The sequence below is a fragment of the Paraburkholderia sp. ZP32-5 genome (genome assembly GCF_021390495.1).
Lineage (GTDB): Bacteria > Pseudomonadota > Gammaproteobacteria > Burkholderiales > Burkholderiaceae > Paraburkholderia.
The window spans coordinates 832,999-851,058 of sequence record NZ_JAJEJP010000002.1; the positions used below are offsets into that span (position 1 = coordinate 832,999).

The window sequence follows — 18,060 nt, forward strand, 5'->3', positions numbered from 1 at the left end:
TTGCTGATGAGCCCCGAAGCGGCGTACCGCGGTCCAGCCCCACTCGGGCCTGACCGCGGTGTTGTTTGTGCTCAACCTTGCCGAATGAAATCCGGCAACGGACGCGCGTTCGGAGTCGGATTGCCTTTCGCATTGGTCGGAAGCTGCTGCGTCTGAAACGCGGTGAACATCGCGGCGAAGCCATCGGGGCGCTGCACGATCACCGCGCCGTCCTGGAACGCGCCGTTTTCCTTGTAGTGCTTGCCCGGCGGATTGCCTTGATTCATATGGGTCTCGTGAAGCCCGTCTTTTTTCGGCAGGAACAGAAAGCCGAAGCCGTACACGATGATTCCGGCCGTTGTCGGCGTCCAGTAATCGCGGTTGCGCAACTGGCCGCTGCCATTGTCGAACGGCAGGCTCTGTGACGGCTGGCTTTCATCGATGGTCAGGATTTCGTCGATGATGTCGTTGACGTCCGCGCGCTGGCCGTTTTCATCTTCATACGGCACCGGACGCATCCGGTGGATGTCGAGCAGGCTGCTGTCCTGCCAGTAGTCGAGCCGCGGAAAGCCGCTCGTGTAGAGGCCGGGATCGAGCGCCTCGAGCTTCGCGGTCAACGGGTCGGTGAAGTTCAGATCGGCATAGAAATACACGTCGTCGTTGCCGTCTTCTCCTGGTTCCGTCGAAGCGGAATTCACGACGAGGTTGAATGGCACGTTGTCCGCCGCGCAGATCGTGATCACGTAGTGCGGGCTGCCCACATACGAATCCTTGAACGGCGCCGCGCGCAGAAGCTTGCCCTTGAACATGCAGTATTCGTTCATTGCTGAATAGCCTTATGAAGTTGACCGGATAGCGATTCCATGATCGGGCGGGTCTGTTGCCGCAGCATGACCGGCTTGGTATTTCTATCTCAAGATCCGGCATCCGGCCGGCATCCGGCCATGCGTGCGACCAGCCTGGTTATAGACGCAAACATGCGCGAAAAAATCCGTGCACGTCATGTCGGGCACGCGCGATGCGCGTGGTTCAAAGGCGAGCGGGCAAGGAGCTGACCATGCGCGTGCAGACGATAGAAATAGCGGACTTCCTCGTGACCTCGACAGTCATCCGCGATTCGGAGGGAGCGTTTCAATGGGTCGTGCTCGTGACCGAGCGTACCGGCGAACATCGCACGCTTGTGGAGCGCAGAGGTGTATGCGGCCACGTGTCGTGGGGCGATGCGCTGGATATGCCGCGCAGGCGGCGAGTCGCATTGCATCGGGACTGGACCGGGCGGGCTACGGAGGCCAGTTGCACGAGCAGCAGCGTAAGCCGGCAGACGGCGCGCAGAACAAGTCTGACAGCCACGCGGACAGCGGACCGGAGAACAACCCGCGGCGTGAGCCCATGCGCCGGCCGCCAGGCGCGCATTGTTAATACGCCGTCAGGCGCGGCGTGACATCGGTGAGAGGAAGCTATGCGTGGACGGCCATGCTCATGACCGGAGTCGCGGCGTCGTTGTCGTGCTCGACCATGTCGTCGATGATGCGGCGGCCCGCGCTGTATCCGCCCATCAGCGCATCGACCTCGGTATCGAACGGTTGCGCGCCCGCATTGCTGAAGCGCAGCGGCGAGAAAATCGCGATCGCGTGGCCGTTGCGATACAGGGTGACGATCGCAACATGGCGCGAGCGGACCGCTTGGCGTTCGCAGGGGCGAAGCACAAAGTCGGACTCGACCGCCACGTCGATGATCAATCCGCGGTGTTGATAGGTTCGCATCATCGTTTGCTTCCTCCGTGGGTATTGACGCTTTGTAAGGAAGATCCGGCTTTGCGCTGTGCTGGTTCATTCAGTACGTCAGCAACCGGCGGGCGTATGCGCACGCTGCTCGATAACCGCATCGATCGCATCGAGTCGATGTAGCAATACCTGGGCCTGAGGTTCCAGTTCCGGCGGAACATCGAGATTGGCTTCGATGCGCGCTCGCCAGTAAGCGGGCAGCGTGACTACCGTCGCCTGCAGATCGATATGGTCATGGTCGTGCCGTACGAGCTGTTCGAGTCGCTGGATCATCGCGCTGATATGCGCGAGTTCGTTGGCTACATCGTCGTGGTTACGCAGAAATTTCACAGGATTGCTCCGTGCATTTCGCATGCTCGTAAGTTACGCGCGGGCGGCGACATCTGAAGCATAGGACGGCGGCTTTTAAAAAGTACATCGGAATTTGCGTGTGCGTATTTCGCGGCTTCTGAACAGCCGCGCCAACGCGGTCGCTGCGCGGGCCGTGAGCCGGTGATGAAGACTGTTTCGCGCGGGAACGCCACATGCTGAAACAGCATGGCGTGATATGTCGAGGGTGAGGGGACTCATCGGTAGAAGCCGGCACGGGCTTGCGCGCAAGCCCGTGCCGGAACGACATCGCGCGTTACAGCTTGCCAAATGCTCGCGCGGTCGCGTCGATCGCCACCTTGGCCTTCGACACGATCTCGTCGATTTCCGGCCGGCTGACCACGAGCGGCGGCGACAACAGCATCCGATCGCCGCTCGCGCGCATGATCAGATTGCCGTTGAAGCAGAAATCGCGGCATACGCTGCCGACTTCGCCGCCATTCGCGAAACGCTTGCGCATGCGTGGCTCCTCGGCAAGTTGCAGACCAGCAACAAGCCCAGCGCCGCTAATTTCACCGACGATCGGATGATCGGCGAACGTATCGCGCAGCTTGCTCTGAAAGTACGGACCCGTATCCGTTTTCACGCGCTCGACGATCTTCTCGTCGCGCAGCAGCTTCAGATTCGCGAGCGCGACAGCGGCCGCGACAGGATGTCCGGAGTAGGTGAGCCCATGGTTGAAGTCGCCGTTGTCGATCAGCGCGCGGGCGATGCGATCATGCAGACCCACGGCGCCCATCGGCACATAACCGCTGGTTAGCCCCTTCGCAAGCGTGATCAGGTCGGGTTCGAAGCCGAAATGCTGATGCGCGAACCATTCGCCGGTACGGCCGAAGCCGCCGATCACTTCGTCGGCGACGAGCAGCACATCGTATTTGCGACAGATGCGCTGAATCTCGGGCCAGTAGCTAGCGGCCGGAAAGATCACGCCGCCTGCTCCCTGGAAAGGCTCACCGATAAACGCGGCGACGTTGTTCGCGCCGAGTTCGAGGATCTTCGCTTCGAGCTGACGCGCGCGGGCCAGCGCGAATTCTTCCGGCGTTTGATCGGCAGCGGCCTCGCCGAAGAAATACGGCTGATCGATATGGACGATGTTCTCGACTTTCGACGGCATCTGCTCGTGCATATAGGCCATGCCGCCGAGCGTGCCGCCTGCAATCGTCGAACCGTGATAAGCGTTGTTGCGCGCAATCACGACCTTCTTCGCAGGCTGGCGCTGCGTTGCCCAGTATTGATGGACGATGCGCAGCACCGTGTCGTTGCCTTCCGAGCCGCTATTGCAGTAGAAGAAGTGATTGAACGGTTCGGGCGCCAGCTCCGCGAGCAGCGCCGATAGTTCGATCACCGGCGGATGCGTGGTCTTGAAGAACGTGTTGTAGTACGGCAGTTCGCGCATCTGCCGATACGCGGCATCGGCCAGTTCCTCGCGGCCATAGCCGACATTCACGCACCACAGCCCGGCCATGCCGTCGATGATCTTGTTGCCGTCCGAATCCCATAGATACACGTCCTGTGCTTTCACGATCACGCGGCTGCCGCTGCGATTGAGCGCGCCCATATCCGAGAACGGATGAAGATGATGCGCGGCATCGAGTGCGCGGTATTCGGCGGTGCTGCGCGAGGAGCTTTGCCGCGTTTGCGAGCCTGTGGGTTCATGCGTGGCTTTTTCGAGCGTTTGCGTGCACGCGATTGCTTCGTTGTAGCTCATGTTGCTCTCCGTATTTTTCGACGTGACCTTCACTTATTGCACTCACACGTGCAGCAGCAAATGGCGGCGTTCCCACGAGCTGATCACGCGGAAGAACGCCTCGTATTCGGTCTCTTTCAACGCGAGATAGGCTTTCACGAATTTGTCGCCGAGCACTTCGGCGAGCGGCTCGCACGCGTTCATCAACGTGAGGCCGTCTTCGAGATTGCGTGGCAACTGATAGGGCAGTGCGTAGCCGTCGCTGGCGAGCGGTTCGGTCGCGGCGAGCCGCTGTGTGATACCCAGATAGCCGGCGGCCAGCGTCCCGGCTATCGCCAGATAAGGATTGCAGTCCACCCCCGGAATGCGATTCTCGACACGGCGTGCGGCCGGCCCCGAATGCGGAACCCGGAAGCCCACCGTGCGATTGTCGTAACCCCACGCGACATTGATCGGCGCGGCCATAAAGCGCGACAGCCGCCGGTATGAATTGATATACGGCGCGAAGATCGGCATCAGCGCGGGCGTGTATTTCTGCAAACCGCCGATATAGCTGGTAAACAGCGCGGTCGGCTCGCCGTCGGCGGCTGTGAACAGATTGCGGCCGGTTTCCGCGTCGACGAGACTCTGGTGCATATGCATCGCCGAACCGGGTTCGCCTTCCATCGGCTTCGCCATGAACGTCGCGTACATCTTGTGGCGCAATGCCGCTTCGCGCACCGTGCGCTTGAACAGAAACACACTGTCCGCCAGTTTCAACGGATCGCCGTGCATGAAGTTGATTTCCATCTGCGCGGCGCCGACTTCGTGAATCAGCGTATCGACTTCGAGCTCCTGCACGTCGCAGTACTCGTAGATGTCTTCGAACAGCGGATCGAATTCGTTGACCGCTTCGATCGAATACGCCTGGCGTCCCGTTTCCGCGCGACCGGTACGGCCGATTGGCGGCTGCAGTGGCAGGTCGGGGTCGCGATTCATATCGACCAGATAGAACTCGAGTTCCGGCGCGATCACCGGCTTCCAGCCGCGCGCTTTATAAAGATCGAGCACGCGGCGCAGTACGCAGCGTGGCGAGATTTCGACCGGCGTGCCATCGAAATGAACGCAATCGTGAATCACCTGCGCGGTGGGATCGACCGCCCACGGGATCATCCGGATCGTGCTCGCGTCGGGCACGCACACCATGTCGGGGTCGGTCACGCCGGTGAGCGAGCCGCCTTCCGGATACTCGCCGGTCACGGTCTGCACCATCACCGCTTGCGGCAGACGCATCGACTCGCCGGATTCGAACTTGCTGCGCGGAATGATCTTGCCGCGCGCGATGCCGGCCATGTCCGGAATGATCGCTTCGATTTCGGTGACGTGGTGCTTCTTAAGGAATTCATCGATGTCATGCATGATTGTTCTCGCTGTTTTGATCCGCGAATGACTCGCGTGTGCATGGCGTTTCTGTCGCGTGACGAGTGTTGTGAGTGTCGTGAGCGTTGCGCGCGAGCATGCGCTGGCGGCAGGCGTCGCCGAATGCGCGGAATATCGCGCTCGATAACGCGTCGTCGGCATGCTTCCATTCCGGGTGCCATTGCACGCCGAGCGCGAAAGCACGCGCGTCGCGCACGCTGATGGCTTCGATCAGACCGTCTGTCGCGGTGGCTTCAACCGTGAGCCTTGCGCCGAGCCGATCGATGCCCTGGCCATGCAGCGAATTCACACGCGCTTCGCTCGCCCCGCCCGCGATGCGTTGCAATAGACCGCCTGCCGTCAATGTGATCGTGTGCGACGCGGCGTATTGCGTGTCCAGTGGATCGTCCTTGTTCTCGCGATGGTCGTTCAGTCCCGCCACCGCATGAATGCTTTGATGCAGGCTGCCGCCGAACGCGACGTTCATCTCCTGCAAGCCGCGGCAGATCGCAAGCACTGGGATACCCCGGTCGATCGCTGCGCGCAGCAGCGGCAACGTAGTCGCATCGCGCGCGGCGTCGTGCGGTGTTCCCGTCGCGCTGGGAACACCGTCATAGTGCTGGGGTTCGACGTTCGTATAGCTGCCGGTGAACAGCAGGCCATCGACCTCAGCGAGAACGTGATCGATGCGCTGACGTTCGCCGAGTGCCGGCAGCAGCATCGCGAGAGCCTGAGCGCCATCGACGATCGCGGCGATGTATTTCTCGCCGACCGCATGGACCGGATGCGGACCGATCAGGGTTCTGTCGGCACTGATTGCCACGAGTGGTTTGTCTCGCATAACGGATAGGTAAAACGAATAGGTAAAGCGAATAGACGTGTTGAGCCGACACCGTGCATCGAGTGAACGGTGTTGAATAAGCGCGAACGATTAAAAGCAGACGTTTGGCAAAAAACGCAAAAGCGAATACCAGACCGTGCAGCGCTTATCAGACGAAAAGGCGGTTCAATTCAGTTCGTTGCCCAGCTAATGCCGCGCAAAAACGTATAGGCGGCCGAACACATCGCGTGCATCGCGTGGATTACGCGAACGCAAGCCGACAATTTGCCGGCCACGCATGCACGCACGCGCAGCGCCAACGGGCAAACAAACGAATCGAACAGCGAAAGGAGAGAGGCGCTACGGCAGCAGCGAAGCGACGTCGTCTTTGCGCACGGCGATGAAGGCGCGGGAGATCGTATTGCGGCGCCGAATGCAACGGCGCGACGGGACTGTGAGGACGGACAGGAAGCGGCGAAACGCAAGGCTGCCGTTGCTGCCGTCGGCGATGGCGCGGTCAGCGCGGATACCACTCGCGTGACTGCGATTCCAGCTCACCAAGGGGCCTCGGACTCTCACGATGACACTCTGCGTTGTTGAGGGTATGGTGCGGCCTGATTCGAACAACGATGGACATTGAAGAAGCAGGACGCGCGGTGATCGTCGTCAGCGAATGCGAAACGGATTCGCGGCACAGTAAAACATAGGACAGTACTTAATACAGTATCTGTTTCATTGTTTTATCGATGCAGCCACGACGAACACCTGATAGCAAGCATATACGAGCCATTAATGCCGTCAATTTATTTTTGTTATTGCGACCCGTGGCATCGGGCGCGATAAGCGTTACTCCTGCGTTATTTCCCGTTATTCCGCGAGCCGCGCGCGCACCGTGTATTCGCCTTCGTTGCCCTGGTCTTCGAGCAAATGCGCCATCGCCGTATTGAAGTCGGGCGGCAGCGGCTCGACCGGATAACCGCGCTTTTCCCATGCATCGAGGCCGCCCTTCAGCGCGCGCACATGATGGATGTTCTTGCGATGCAATTGTTTGACGATATGCTTGGCGGTTGCTTCGTTCGGGCACACGCAATAGACGACGATCGGCCGCTTCAGATACGCCGGATGAATCGGATCGGGAGACTCGAGATCGAGCGGCCGCGCGCCGGCAATACGATGCGATTCCTTGTCGCGCACGGTGGCGGGACGCGCATCGAGAATCAGCGGCGGTTCGTTCGACTTCATCATCTCGTCGAGCTGGTCGGGCGAAATGCGCACATGCGCGAGCCAGCGGCGAAACTGCAAACGGCGCAGCCAGCGATAAAGCAGCACCGCCGCGAAGATTGCCGCGAACGTATCGAAGATCGTGCCGCCGTTGTGCCGCACGAGCAGCATCAATTGCACGATCTGATCGTGCAGCGCGCCACCGCCGATGATCCATGCGCTCGCCCACAGCGTCGCGCCGACCAGATCCCACCACAGGAATACGCCGATACCGATGGCCGTCGTGCCGAGCAGCGGCGCGGAAACGAGCCCGAGCCCCGGCAGAAACTTCGCGATCGTCAGAATCGGCGCGCCATAGCGTTCATAGGTATTGCGCGCGATGCCTACGGCTGTATCGAGCGACAGCGAGAAGCGCACCAAAGCATTCAACAGACGGCGGCCATACGCGCGGCCGGTGAAAAACCATAGCGTATCAGCGAGCAGTGTCGCGCCGACCGCCGCGCCGATCACGCTGGCATACGAGGTTTGTCCCATCTCGGCCATGGTTCCCGCGAGAATCAGCATCGGCGCGGCCGGTACCGGCAGGCCGAGTTGCGTAACCAGCACGCTCATGAAGACGGCCCATACGCCGAGGGTAGGTGGAATAGCAACCGGGAAATGCCACACAACCGCGCTCCTGTGAAAGCAGGGAAAGAGAGGGGAAAGATTCACGCGTGCTTGCGTTGCGTGCGTTGCATAGCTCGAACGAAGCGATGCAAGCTCGCAGGCATGCGGCTGACACACACGGCGGCATCACGCGCGCCGGCGCGAAACACGGATTTAAGCACAGGTGACGCGCAGGCGTTGTGAAAGGATACGAGCCTGTGGGGTCACGAACGGCGAGCACGCACGGCGGCGATGCGATGCCAGCGCTCAGACCATCTGCAACGAGCTGCTTAACAGATGAACGCAAACGCGGCTTACATCGCGGCCTAACTGCTCAAGCAGGCTCAGTCATCCTCTGACGGATCGTACGGCACCACGCGTTCATGTTCGTCCGCATGGTTGCGCGCGACGATCGCGCGCGCGGCGTGGGTAGCGTCGAGATTGAACGGCTGATGCGGAACGCCCGGCGCAATGAACAGAAAGTCGCCCGCTTCGGTGATGATCGACTCGCGCAAACCCGGCCCGTAGCGCGTTTCGATCCTGCCTTCGAGCTGATAGATCGCGGTTTCGTAGTCGGCGTGATAGTGCGGCTCCGCATGGCCGCCCGGCGGCACGACGACCATATACATCGACAGGCCCGTAGTGCCCGCGGTGCTCGCCGAAATACCGACGAAGTAGGGCAGCCGCTGCATCGTCGCCATTTCGTGCTCGGGGCGTACCTTGACGACGCGTGCTCGCGCGTCGCGCGTATCGTTGGACATGGTCACTCCTGTAGTGGTCGCCGCGTCGTGCGGCTCACGCATGCCGAACTGGAAGTCTAGACGATACAGGCGGCAATGTCCGACGCAATGCAGCCGCAGTGGACCATGAGCCGCACAGTGCAGCGCGCGTTGCTAGAATCGTCCCCATACCCATACAGACGTCACGGAGACAGCGTATGACCCCCCTTCAGCCGATCAGCCGTTACCCGGTGCCGGAGCCCGCCGAGTGGCCCGCGGACATCAGCGCCCGTATCCTCGAAGTGCAGGAAAAAGCGGGTTTCGTACCGAACGTGTTTCTGACGCTCGCGCATCGGCCCGACGAATTCCGCGCGTTTTTCGCCTATCACGATGCGTTGATGTTGAAGGAAGGCGGCCTGACCAAAGGCGAGCGCGAGATGATCGTGGTCGCGACGAGCGCGGTCAACGATTGCCTGTATTGCGTGGTGGCCCACGGCGCGATTCTGCGCATCTACGAGAAGGCGCCACTGCTTGCCGATCAGGTCGCGGTCAACCATCGCAAGGCCGATATCACCGAGCGTCAGAAAGCGATGCTCGATTTCGCGCTGAAGGTGTGCCGCGCGTCCGGCACCGTCGGCGAAGAAGATTTCCAGACGCTGCGCGGCCATGGCTTCACGGATGAAGACATCTGGGACATCGCGGCAATCACCGCGTTTTTCGGTCTGTCGAACCGGATGGCCAATGTGATCTCGATGCGTCCGAACGACGAGTTCTACCTGATGGGACGCGTGCCGAAAGCCGTCGCGGATGCGCCGAAAAAATAGCGTCGGCTGGATATAGCAACGCAACGGCGGCATCGAAGCAGTCCGGCCACGTTAGCCGCGCGCGGGTTCCGCATGCGGCGCGCCGGTTCGCACCGCCGTATCGTTGATCGGAAAGTGCAGCATCGCGGCCATCAGGCCGGCGATGACCGTTGCGTCCCACAGCAACGCATACGAGCCGGTCAGATCGAACACGAGGCCGCCGAGCCACGCGCCGAGAAACGAGCCGATCTGATGGCTCAGAAAGCATATGCCGAACAGCGTGCCGAGATGGCGCGTGCCGAACACTTTGGCGACGAGTCCGCTCGTCAGCGGCACGGTGCCGAGCCATGTGAGCCCCATCACCGCCGCGAAAATCACTACGGAGGTCGGGCTTTTCGGCAGCAGGAAAAACGCGCCGATCGTTACGCTGCGGACCACGTACAGCCAGCCGAGCACATGATGCTGACGATACCGGCCGCCCAGCCAGCCGCATGCCCAACTGCCGGCCATATTGAACAGCCCGATCAGCGCGAGCGCGGTCGCGCCGAGTCCGAGCGGCATATGGCACAGCGTCAGATATTCGGGCAGATGCGTCGCGATAAACGCGAGCTGGAAGCCGCAGGTGAAAAAGCCGAGCGTCAGCAGCAGATAGCCGCGATGGCGCGTGGCCTGCGCGAGCACCTCGCGCAGCGGCACGGCTTTTTCCTCCGTTGAGTCCTGAAGCTGGCCGGCCGCGCGTGCCGGATTGCGGCGGTCGAGCACGATGCCGAGCGGCGCGACCAGCAGCATCACGAACGCGAGCACGACGAGCGACGTCGCGATGCCGCCATGCAGCCGGACCACCTGCACGAGCGGCACCATCAGCACCTGCCCCACGGAGCCGCCGGCGCTGACGAGTCCCATCGCGACACTGCGTTTTTCGGGCGACGCGATGCGGCCGACCGCCGGCAGCACCACGCCAAACGTCGTGCAACTGACGCCGATGCCGACCAGCAGCCCCATGCCGACGATCAGCAGCGCACCGCCTGGCGCGACGGCCGCGATCCCGAGGCCGGCCGCGAACGTCGTCGCGCCGAACGCGACGACCGGCGCCGAGCCGTAGCGATCGGCGGCCGCGCCCGCGAACGGCTGCGCGAAACCCCACACGAGATTGTGCAGCGCGATCGCGAACGCGATCTGCGTGACGGGTACGCCGCGATCGAACGAGAACGGCCCGATGAACAGGCCGAAGGTCTGCCGGATGCCCATCGCGGCGCTCAGAACGAGCGCGCCGGCGATGATCACCAGCGTGGTTGTCGTGGGATTGAGAGCGGGGGCGTAGCGTTTGCTAGAGGCAGTCGACATGATGGTTTCTCCTTGGCCATCATCGTGTCAGCCCGCCGCGCGGGCGGCAAAAGAAAAATTTTCGACGACAGGTGAGCGCGGCTCACCTATATGTGCCGAACTGACCGTTCCCCGGCCGCGCTAGCTGTCGGCCGATGGCGGCGCGTCGAATTGCGCCGCCTCGTCGGCCAGCCAGTGCTTGAAGGCGGCCAGTTCGGGCCGCCGGATCGCGCTTTCCGCGTTCTCGGCGCTGACCAGCCAGTAGGCGGTGCTCGATTCGATCGCGGCCGTATGCGCGGCGACCAGCGTGCCGCTCGCGAGATCGCTGTCGACCAGCGGCTGGCGACCGAGCGCGACACCCAAGCCCATGCTGGCCGCTTCGAACGCCAGCTGGATCGTGTCGACGCGCAGGCCGCCGGCCGCCGCGTCGATGCCCTCGGTGCCGGTCGCGTCGAGCCATGCCCGCCAGTCCTCGCTCGCGGCGTTCACGTGAATCAGCGTCGCGTGTCGCAGGCTGATTTCGCCGCGTTCGTCGCGCAATGTGTCCAGATAGGCGGGGCTGCATACCGGCACCAGCCGCTCGCCGAACAGACGCGTCCACGCGGTGCCGGCGACCGGTGCGCGGCTCATGCGCACCGCGAAATCGAAGCCATCGACCGGGAAGCCCACTTGCCGATGCGACGTGTCCACGCTGACATGGACGTTCGGCCAGCGCGCGCGAAACGCGGCGAGACGCGGCAGCAGCCAGCGCGACGCGAAGGTCGGCGCGCAACTGAGCGCGATCGGACGATCGGCGCGATGATTCGGCAGACGTTGCGTGCCGATCGCGATCAGCGAAAAAGCTTCGGCGACATACGACAGATAATCGGCGCCGACCGCGGTCAGCGAGATGCCGCGCGGCTCGCGCACGAACAGTTCGACGCCGAGCGCCGCTTCGAGACCGACGATGCCATGGCTGATCGCGCTCGGCGTGACATTCAGCTCGGCGGCCGCGAGCTTGAAACTCTGATGCCTGCCGGCCGCTTCGAAAAAACGCAGCGCGGGCAAAGGTGGCAGACGAAGCGGCATAAGCGTTCCCCAGGGCGGCCGTCGCGTGGGCCGTGTCGCAGTGGCGGATGGCATGTGGCATGTGTCGTGTCGCGCAAGCATACCTTGTGGCGGCGTTTGTCGAGCGTGCAGCGGCCGGGCTGGCAAATCGCGCTGGGAGATTGCGGTGGGTGCCGCTGTCGCGCGGCATCTCGCGCTGCAAAAGCCTCCAGCAAGTGGCGCTGCAAAAAACCGCCGCAACAATTTTCACAACGACTGTCGATTCACCGTCGCCCCATTCGTCGTCATTGCAGGGGCGGCCGACATCTCGCGCGGCCGCTCGCCTTTCGTCCGTTTTTCGCCCGATTTCTCACGAGGAGATAGCTGATGACTGACGCACACGTATCGACGCAAATCCTGAAACCGGCCCGCGAACTGGCCGACATGCCGTCGCGTTTTCCTGGCGAGAGCGCCGAATACCGGCGCGCGCGCAACGAATTGCTCGCGGCGGAAATCGAATTGCGCCGCCAGATCGAACGGGTCGCCGAGCAGCGCCGCGCGCTGCCGCCGGGTGGCATCGTGCCCGAGGATTACCGCTTCGACGGTGAAGCGGGGCCGGTCACGCTATCGCAGATGTTCGGCAGCCACGACACGCTGATCACGTACAACTGGATGTTCGGTCCGCAACGCGCGCGGTCGTGCCCGATGTGCGCGTCGCTGCTGAGTGCCTGGGATGGCGAAATGCCCGACATCCTGCAACGTGTCGCGTTCGCGGTGATTGGCCGCGCGCCGATCGACAAACTGGTCGCGTTCAAACAGGAGCGCGGCTGGCGGCATCTGCGGATTTATTCGTCGGGCGGCAACACGTTCAATCGCGACTATGCGGGCGAAGATCCGGCCGGCGATGACAATCCCGCGTTCAACGTCTTCACGCGTTCGGGCGGCGTGATCCGGCACTTCTGGGCGGAGGAGATGGGACCGTCGACCGCGGACCCTGGGCAGGATCCGCGCGGCGCGCCTGATTTGATGCCGTTATGGACGATTCTGGATACGACGCCGGGTGGGCGTGGGACTGATTGGTATCCGAGGCTGGAGTATTGAGCTGCATTGTGGTGGGGTCGAACCATTGGAGCCGACGTGCCGAAGTATGCGGTCATGGCTGCAATTCCGGCGGCAGGGGAGGCAGCATCGGTGCGGCCCCCGCCTTGCCGACAACAAAAATTCTTTCGGGCATCTGGAACCCGCGCAGCTTCAGCAGTTCGAGCGGACCGGCTCCGACCTGCGTGCGCAGCACGTAGCGCAACGGGTCACCATTCGCATCGTTCCACATGAGCTGGTAGCGGGTGCTGTCCAGTTGCTTCACGTCGGCTTTCGCGAGCAGGCGCAGGAACGCCCAGTCGCCCGTCGAATCGAACGCCTGCCTGAGGCCCGCGTTGATTGTCTGCCACGTCAGACCGGCGTGCCCGTTGAGGCCGTCACCGGGCCATGCGAGCGGCGTCCAGCTTTCCTGCTGGTTGAAGTAGACGATCTGCTTGCCGTCGATCGACAGTTCCGAGCGCGTCACGTTCGGCGTCGGCAAGGCCATGATCTCGAAGCGTTCGTTGGCATCGCCCTTCATGTAGAACTGCGCGCCGACCGTCGATAGCTGGCGCAGCCCCGCAAGAAACTTCGGATCGAATTGCAGTGCCTGCGGCGCCAGTTCGTTCGGTGCCCAGTGATCGCCTTCGAGCTTCAGCACACCTGCCAGTTGCGTCGACATGAAACGGACGATCAGTCCGGTGTCGGGACGCACGAAACGGCCGAGTTCGGCGAAGGATGCATCGGCCTGCGTATCGAAGAACGGGTAGCGGCCGCTCATCGCGGCATTGAACGGTGCGGCGACGCTGGTGCGCCATGCTTCGTTCAGACTTGCCGCGGCCGGTTGCAGGATCGTTTGCCACGCGGCTTCGAGCGGCTGCTCAAACGCCGCGTTGCCGAAGCCCGCCCATGAGGAGCCGAGACTTGCGGCTGTCAGTGCCGCGTCATCGCGGGCTTGCGACAACTCGGAGAGCTTGCCCTGAAATACTGCCTGTGCAAGCGAGCGCGCCATCGCCTGCGCGTCGGGACTGCTCGCGATCTGCTGCAGCTTCAGGCGCATCGTCGTGAGGGCCGTCAGATAGCGTGACAGGCTCACGCCATTCAACGCGATATTCGCCGACGTCCCTGCGTTGCCGCTTGTGCCGTTCGCGCCGTCCATCGCGGCGCCGCCAGTCTCTCCCATCAATGCGAGCAGCGGGCCGAATGATTTGTTCAGCGGATTGACGGTCGATGCCTGCGCGTTGTCGTCGTTGCCGACGCCCTGCAGAAAGTCCCCTTGGGGGATCAGACTTTGCGCCTTGCGCACCAGCTTGTCGGTGAGTGCCTGCGAGGGGCGTCCCGCCTGTGCCTGATACTGCACCGACTTCATCAACGCGATCAGCGGCGAGGTCTGCGCGTCGGCGAGGCGGGTGAGTTGATCGATTGCGCCATTCAGGTTCGTCGCTGGCTGCCACTGGAGGCTGTTGAGCATGGTCTGCCAGGCCGCGGTGTACTCCGCGAAGTACCGTGCGGTGAGCCGCTGCTTCAGTGCTTCGGCGGCCCGCTTTTCATCGCTCGCGGCGCCGGTGCGGATCGATCCCTGTGCAAGCGTGTTACCGATGGTCTGCGACGGCTGCGCGCCGGTCAACACCCAGTCGCCACTCACGCGTCGCTCGCTTGCGGCCTTGTCGATGGCATCCGCGATGATGCCGTCCCATGCAGCCCGCGTGTAGATGCCTGGCACCGTCTGGGACGTATTGAAAAGCCCCTGCGCGTCCGCGCCGTTGAGCAACGTTTGCAGCGACGTATCCGCGTATTTGCCTTTGACGTCGTCGAGAATGCTCTGGTACACGGTGTCGTCGGCTGACGCGAGTCCCATCTGCGTGACCAGCATGTTGCGGGTCGTACTCACGAGGATGTCGTCGGGTGTGATGCGCCATTCGGGATGGGTCTTCAGATGATCCGCATAGAAGGTCACAAGCCGACGGCCCGTATCGTCGCGCTCGCCTTCGGACATTTCTACTGGACGTCGCCACAGGGAGACGAGCGTGCGTTGGAGAAACTTCGCATCGGCGTGAGCGGGATCGCCGAGCATCAGGTAGGTCTTGAGCGCGTTATAGGTGCTGCCGCGAGCGTCCTGCGATTGCAGTGCATCGACGCGGGCTTTACCCGCAGCCTCGAGCAGATCGGTGATGGTTCGTACGACCGGCGCCTGTAGATTGCGGGTCGCGACGGTACGGTATGGCTGCCACAGGGTATCCAGCAGCGCGTCGTTGGAAGCAAGGCCGGCGCGCAGGTACCACGGCGCGCCGTGCTGCCGACGGTATTCGAGTTGTTCCATCAGTTGCTGAAGCGCAAGTTGGGCGCGCCAGGATTCGGCGGTTTGCGGTTTTGCATCGACAGCGGTCTGCGCTGTGTGATTTGCCACGCGCGCCAGTTGCCGGTTGCCGATAAAGGAGACCGTCATCCACGCACACCACGCGATTGCCGCTGCGGTGACCAGTGTCGCGATTGCGTTGGGCCAGTAGAAGCCGACGCGGCGGCCCCGGTATTGGGGCGATCCGTCCGCGATTTCGCGCCATACGGGCAACAGCGCGGCGGGCTGCGTGCGCGTCACGGTTATTGCGAGCGGTGCGTTGGCGGGCTCGTCGGGTGTTCCGTCGCCATTGGCTACCGGCATCGGTACGGCGGTTGACCCCGGAAAAACCGGCGCAAACATGACGCCTGCGAGTGGTGCGCGCAGCCAGTTCGACGCAGCGAGTTTCCGCAGGCCTTCGACGATGCGCGCGCTATGATCGCCGACGTACTTCGAGACTTCGATCAGCCATATCACCCGAAGGTTATTCCGCGTGCAAAGGACCAGGCCCGCGTCCGCGGACTTCTGCTCGATCTCGTTCAGCAGTCTGGGTAGTCTGGCGACGGCCTCTGTCTGTCTGCGCGAATTGTTCGGCATGAACGCGCCGACGGCATCGAAGCGCTCCGACGGGTTGCCATGTGCGTCGACCGGATACAGAAGCGTAACGGGCGCGGCCCAGCCGAGCGCGGTCGCGATGCCCGAGAGTGCGCGGGGCAGTTCGGTTTCCGTGTGGTCCGCGCGGGCGACATGCACGACAGCATCGACTGGACGGCGGCGACGCAACTGCCGGATCTGGCCGAGCCACTTCGCCGTCTCGACTCCATCCGGTGACACATGCACGAGGATGGTTTCGTCCATATGCATGATGCCCTGCTGCTTGAGTCCGGGCGCTATCCGATCGATGTGTTCGTCCGCGCCGTTGATCAGCAGCCAGCGCAGGCGGCGACGCCAGAGCCAGCCGTGCGAGACGCGCAGTTCGTCGTAAATGCGTTGCAGACGAGCGTCGCGCTTGAGTGGCTTCGCCGCGGTCGTGCGATCGCCGGTCTCGCCGCGAAAGACCCGTTCCGTGAAGCGGTAAGCGCCGGTCGCGAACAGCACGAGATGAGCGATGACGACGATCGCGAGAGTGATGAGAATGGCGATAATCGCTTTGAGTCGCGGCTCGCCCGCGGTCACGCCAACCATGTCGCCGCGCAGCGATACGATGCCGATGGCAAGCAGCGCGACGACGAAGGCCGCGACGGGTAGCCCCCAGATCGCGAGACGGCTCGACGGCGCGGTTCCCTCTGTCGCAGCAGCGGGCTCAAGCGAATGCAGGGTAAGCCTGGGGTCTGTCATCAGTATTCCGGTTGTTATCTGTTGTTGCAGGCGTTATGTGCAGCAGCGCGGACTGTGCGCCGTCTATGACGAGTTGTGGCCCGTCTGCCGCGCCTGACTCGATGGCCGCCGCGACGGAAAGCCAGCCATTCCCGTGACCGAAGTCACCGACGATACGGTCGGGGCGCCGCTGCGCCTCGTCTTTTGCAATGGCATTCATATTGGCCGCGCGCAATGCCTTGTCGCATCCATCTACCGGACGGGTTATCCACGCGCTTACGATCGAGGCGAAGTCAGCGTTGCCCCATACCGCGGCGTTTGCAAAGCCATATTCGACTTCCGTGGCGAGTCCCGCGACGGGACGATGTAGTAGTGCGGCGACCTTGACCGTGTCCGGCAACTGAAGATATCCCGTCGCAAGAAGTACGGCGACGCATCCTTCGGCGCTGCCTTCAGGCGGACCAGCCTCATGCCATGCGGTTGCTACGACGAGCAGCGGTCGTGCTTCCTGCGCGTCGAGCCATGCATCGGCGACCATCAACCCCTCTGCATCGGACGTCGCCTGGACCGCGAGTGGCGGCAGGTCTGCGATGCGTAGCGCCTCGGTTACCCGCGCGACGTCTGCCTGCTCGCTGCCTTGGGCGCTCAGTACGCGAACCTGCGGCCACCACACCCGCTCGTAGCACGTCAGGGCGCGCAGACTCGTCTCCAGAGGGGCAAGTGCCTGCGCGATCTTGAGCGTCAGCAGCTGAATCTTTTTTGACGGTTGCTCCGAGCCAATGTGTTCTTCGCCAGGATTGGGACTAGACATAACGGGCTCGTCGACCATCCAGTTCGCTTCGTTGAAGCGGGCGTGAATAACGAGTTCCGAACCGGAACGCGGTATCTGCGCCATGGGCAGACGCTTCCCCGAGACAATCGCATCGGCGAGTGTCTGTTCGCCGAGCGGCAGGCAGTAGCCGACGCCGAGTACCTGGAGCGGCTTGCGCGCTGTGCGTAGGCGTTCCGCCAACCACCGGCTACGATGATGATTGCGCCAATACGCGCGGTACCAGAGGCCTTCGTAGCCGGCGCGCTCGATGGCAAACAGAATCAGGAACACGCCGTTAGGGGCCGCGACGAAGCAAAACCAGAACCATGCTCCGCTAGCCGCCAGGCCCTTCGGCCAGAGCAGCATCGCGATGGCAACGCCGCACAAGTTGCAGGCGAGCCAGATGCAGAACCACCATGGCCAGAACCGGGGCCGACGCGGATAAGCGCTCGGGCGTCCCGCTGCAGAAAGGTCGACCGGCATTATTCGATATTGACGTTCTGAAGCGATGAGATCAGGCGGCATCCACATGCGCAATGGTGGTGGTGCATAGCGACTGGCTTACCGTCGCGGTCGGGGAATTTGTCGTAGCCCTCGTCGATGATGGTCGGACCGTGTCTGTCGCAAAGCGCGGTGTCGCCTTTGCGCGCGAGTGGGCGGCCCATGAATTCGGTCCAGGGTGAGCCGGTTGTGACTTCGCCGCCGTTTTCGAGTTTGTCGCCTTTGCGGATGGGGGATTTCATTTC

Annotated in this window: 16 protein-coding genes; 2 read left to right on the forward strand and 14 right to left on the reverse strand. The window is 62.7% G+C overall.

The window, feature by feature from the left end; genetic code table 11:
- Positions 1-71: 71 nt before the first annotated feature.
- The 9 genes from L0U82_RS22575 to L0U82_RS22615 form a co-directional block, all read right to left on the reverse strand.
- Positions 72-803 carry a DUF2278 family protein gene (locus L0U82_RS22575; protein ID WP_233834652.1) on the reverse strand — a complete coding sequence of 244 codons (732 nt, stop codon included), beginning with the start codon at positions 801-803 and terminating at the stop codon, positions 72-74.
- A gap of 633 nt (positions 804-1,436) precedes the next feature.
- Positions 1,437-1,718: a hypothetical protein gene (locus L0U82_RS22580; protein WP_233834654.1), complete on the reverse strand. Its 282-nt coding sequence runs from the start codon at positions 1,716-1,718 to the stop codon at positions 1,437-1,439.
- Between the two features lie 102 nt (positions 1,719-1,820).
- Complete coding sequence (locus tag L0U82_RS22585; RefSeq protein ID WP_233834656.1) at positions 1,821-2,093, reverse strand: hypothetical protein; 273 nt, start codon at positions 2,091-2,093, stop codon at positions 1,821-1,823.
- 295 nt (positions 2,094-2,388) lie between these two features.
- Entirely contained in the window at positions 2,389-3,840 is a 1,452-nt protein-coding gene (locus L0U82_RS22590) for an aspartate aminotransferase family protein (protein WP_233834657.1), read from the reverse strand.
- A 42-nt stretch (positions 3,841-3,882) separates the two neighbouring features.
- Complete coding sequence (locus tag L0U82_RS22595; RefSeq protein WP_233834659.1) at positions 3,883-5,217, reverse strand: glutamine synthetase family protein; 1,335 nt, start codon at positions 5,215-5,217, stop codon at positions 3,883-3,885.
- On the reverse strand, positions 5,210-6,058 hold the full coding sequence (locus L0U82_RS22600; RefSeq protein ID WP_233834661.1) for a gamma-glutamyl-gamma-aminobutyrate hydrolase family protein: 849 nt from the start codon (positions 6,056-6,058) through the stop codon (positions 5,210-5,212). The genes L0U82_RS22595 and L0U82_RS22600 overlap by 8 nt, the downstream gene beginning before the upstream one ends.
- A gap of 339 nt (positions 6,059-6,397) precedes the next feature.
- Complete coding sequence (locus tag L0U82_RS22605) at positions 6,398-6,595, reverse strand: hypothetical protein (protein WP_442793650.1); 198 nt, start codon at positions 6,593-6,595, stop codon at positions 6,398-6,400.
- A gap of 309 nt (positions 6,596-6,904) precedes the next feature.
- A complete protein-coding gene (locus L0U82_RS22610) occupies positions 6,905-7,924 on the reverse strand; it encodes a rhodanese-like domain-containing protein (RefSeq protein WP_233834666.1) in 1,020 nt (339 codons plus the stop codon).
- A gap of 323 nt (positions 7,925-8,247) precedes the next feature.
- Positions 8,248-8,664 (reverse strand): cupin domain-containing protein, encoded by a 417-nt coding sequence (locus L0U82_RS22615; protein WP_233834668.1) that lies wholly within the window; start codon positions 8,662-8,664, stop codon positions 8,248-8,250.
- Between the two features lie 176 nt (positions 8,665-8,840).
- On the opposite strand from L0U82_RS22615, the gene L0U82_RS22620 reads away from it, so the two are divergent.
- Positions 8,841-9,446, forward strand: a complete 606-nt coding sequence (locus L0U82_RS22620) for a peroxidase-related enzyme (RefSeq protein ID WP_233834670.1) — start codon at positions 8,841-8,843, stop codon at positions 9,444-9,446.
- Between the two features lie 51 nt (positions 9,447-9,497).
- Here the strand turns inward: L0U82_RS22620 and L0U82_RS22625 are convergent, their stop codons facing one another.
- Both L0U82_RS22625 and L0U82_RS22630 read right to left on the reverse strand, forming a co-directional pair.
- A complete protein-coding gene (locus tag L0U82_RS22625; protein WP_233834671.1) occupies positions 9,498-10,769 on the reverse strand; it encodes an MFS transporter in 1,272 nt (423 codons plus the stop codon).
- A 120-nt stretch (positions 10,770-10,889) separates the two neighbouring features.
- The gene (locus L0U82_RS22630) at positions 10,890-11,816 is read right to left on the reverse strand and encodes a LysR substrate-binding domain-containing protein (RefSeq protein WP_233834673.1); all 927 of its coding nucleotides are present in this window, start codon (positions 11,814-11,816) and stop codon (positions 10,890-10,892) included.
- 345 nt (positions 11,817-12,161) lie between these two features.
- Between L0U82_RS22630 and L0U82_RS22635 the strand changes: the two genes are divergently transcribed.
- Positions 12,162-12,875: a DUF899 family protein gene (locus L0U82_RS22635; protein WP_233834675.1), complete on the forward strand. Its 714-nt coding sequence runs from the start codon at positions 12,162-12,164 to the stop codon at positions 12,873-12,875.
- A gap of 52 nt (positions 12,876-12,927) precedes the next feature.
- Here L0U82_RS22635 and L0U82_RS22640 read toward each other — a convergent pair whose 3' ends face one another.
- Genes L0U82_RS22640 through L0U82_RS22650 form a run of 3 tightly spaced genes read right to left on the reverse strand, consistent with a single transcriptional unit; the run spans position 12,928 to position 18,057 of the window.
- Complete coding sequence (locus L0U82_RS22640; protein ID WP_233834677.1) at positions 12,928-16,524, reverse strand: ImcF-related family protein; 3,597 nt, start codon at positions 16,522-16,524, stop codon at positions 12,928-12,930.
- Positions 16,490-17,839 (reverse strand): hypothetical protein, encoded by a 1,350-nt coding sequence (locus L0U82_RS22645; protein ID WP_233834679.1) that lies wholly within the window; start codon positions 17,837-17,839, stop codon positions 16,490-16,492. The genes L0U82_RS22640 and L0U82_RS22645 overlap by 35 nt, the downstream gene beginning before the upstream one ends.
- Complete coding sequence (locus L0U82_RS22650) at positions 17,797-18,057, reverse strand: PAAR domain-containing protein (protein ID WP_233837449.1); 261 nt, start codon at positions 18,055-18,057, stop codon at positions 17,797-17,799. The genes L0U82_RS22645 and L0U82_RS22650 overlap by 43 nt, the downstream gene beginning before the upstream one ends.
- Positions 18,058-18,060: the final 3 nt, after the last annotated feature.

What these genes read in the sequence shown, in the direction of transcription:
- L0U82_RS22575 (WP_233834652.1), bottom strand. Translation starts at nt 803, where the DNA reads ATGAACGAATACTGCATGTTCAAGGGCAAGCTTCTGCGCGCGGCGCCG.
- L0U82_RS22590 (WP_233834657.1), bottom strand. Translation starts at nt 3,840, where the DNA reads ATGAGCTACAACGAAGCAATCGCGTGCACGCAAACGCTCGAAAAAGCC.
- L0U82_RS22595 (WP_233834659.1), bottom strand. Translation starts at nt 5,217, where the DNA reads ATGCATGACATCGATGAATTCCTTAAGAAGCACCACGTCACCGAAATC.
- L0U82_RS22600 (WP_233834661.1), bottom strand. Translation starts at nt 6,058, where the DNA reads ATGCGAGACAAACCACTCGTGGCAATCAGTGCCGACAGAACCCTGATC.
- L0U82_RS22615 (WP_233834668.1), bottom strand. Translation starts at nt 8,664, where the DNA reads ATGTCCAACGATACGCGCGACGCGCGAGCACGCGTCGTCAAGGTACGC.
- L0U82_RS22620 (WP_233834670.1), top strand. Translation starts at nt 8,841, where the DNA reads ATGACCCCCCTTCAGCCGATCAGCCGTTACCCGGTGCCGGAGCCCGCC.
- L0U82_RS22625 (WP_233834671.1), bottom strand. Translation starts at nt 10,769, where the DNA reads ATGTCGACTGCCTCTAGCAAACGCTACGCCCCCGCTCTCAATCCCACG.
- L0U82_RS22630 (WP_233834673.1), bottom strand. Translation starts at nt 11,816, where the DNA reads ATGCCGCTTCGTCTGCCACCTTTGCCCGCGCTGCGTTTTTTCGAAGCG.
- L0U82_RS22635 (WP_233834675.1), top strand. Translation starts at nt 12,162, where the DNA reads ATGACTGACGCACACGTATCGACGCAAATCCTGAAACCGGCCCGCGAA.
- L0U82_RS22640 (WP_233834677.1), bottom strand. Translation starts at nt 16,524, where the DNA reads ATGACAGACCCCAGGCTTACCCTGCATTCGCTTGAGCCCGCTGCTGCG.
- L0U82_RS22645 (WP_233834679.1), bottom strand. Translation starts at nt 17,839, where the DNA reads ATGCCGCCTGATCTCATCGCTTCAGAACGTCAATATCGAATAATGCCG.
- L0U82_RS22650 (WP_233837449.1), bottom strand. Translation starts at nt 18,057, where the DNA reads ATGAAATCCCCCATCCGCAAAGGCGACAAACTCGAAAACGGCGGCGAA.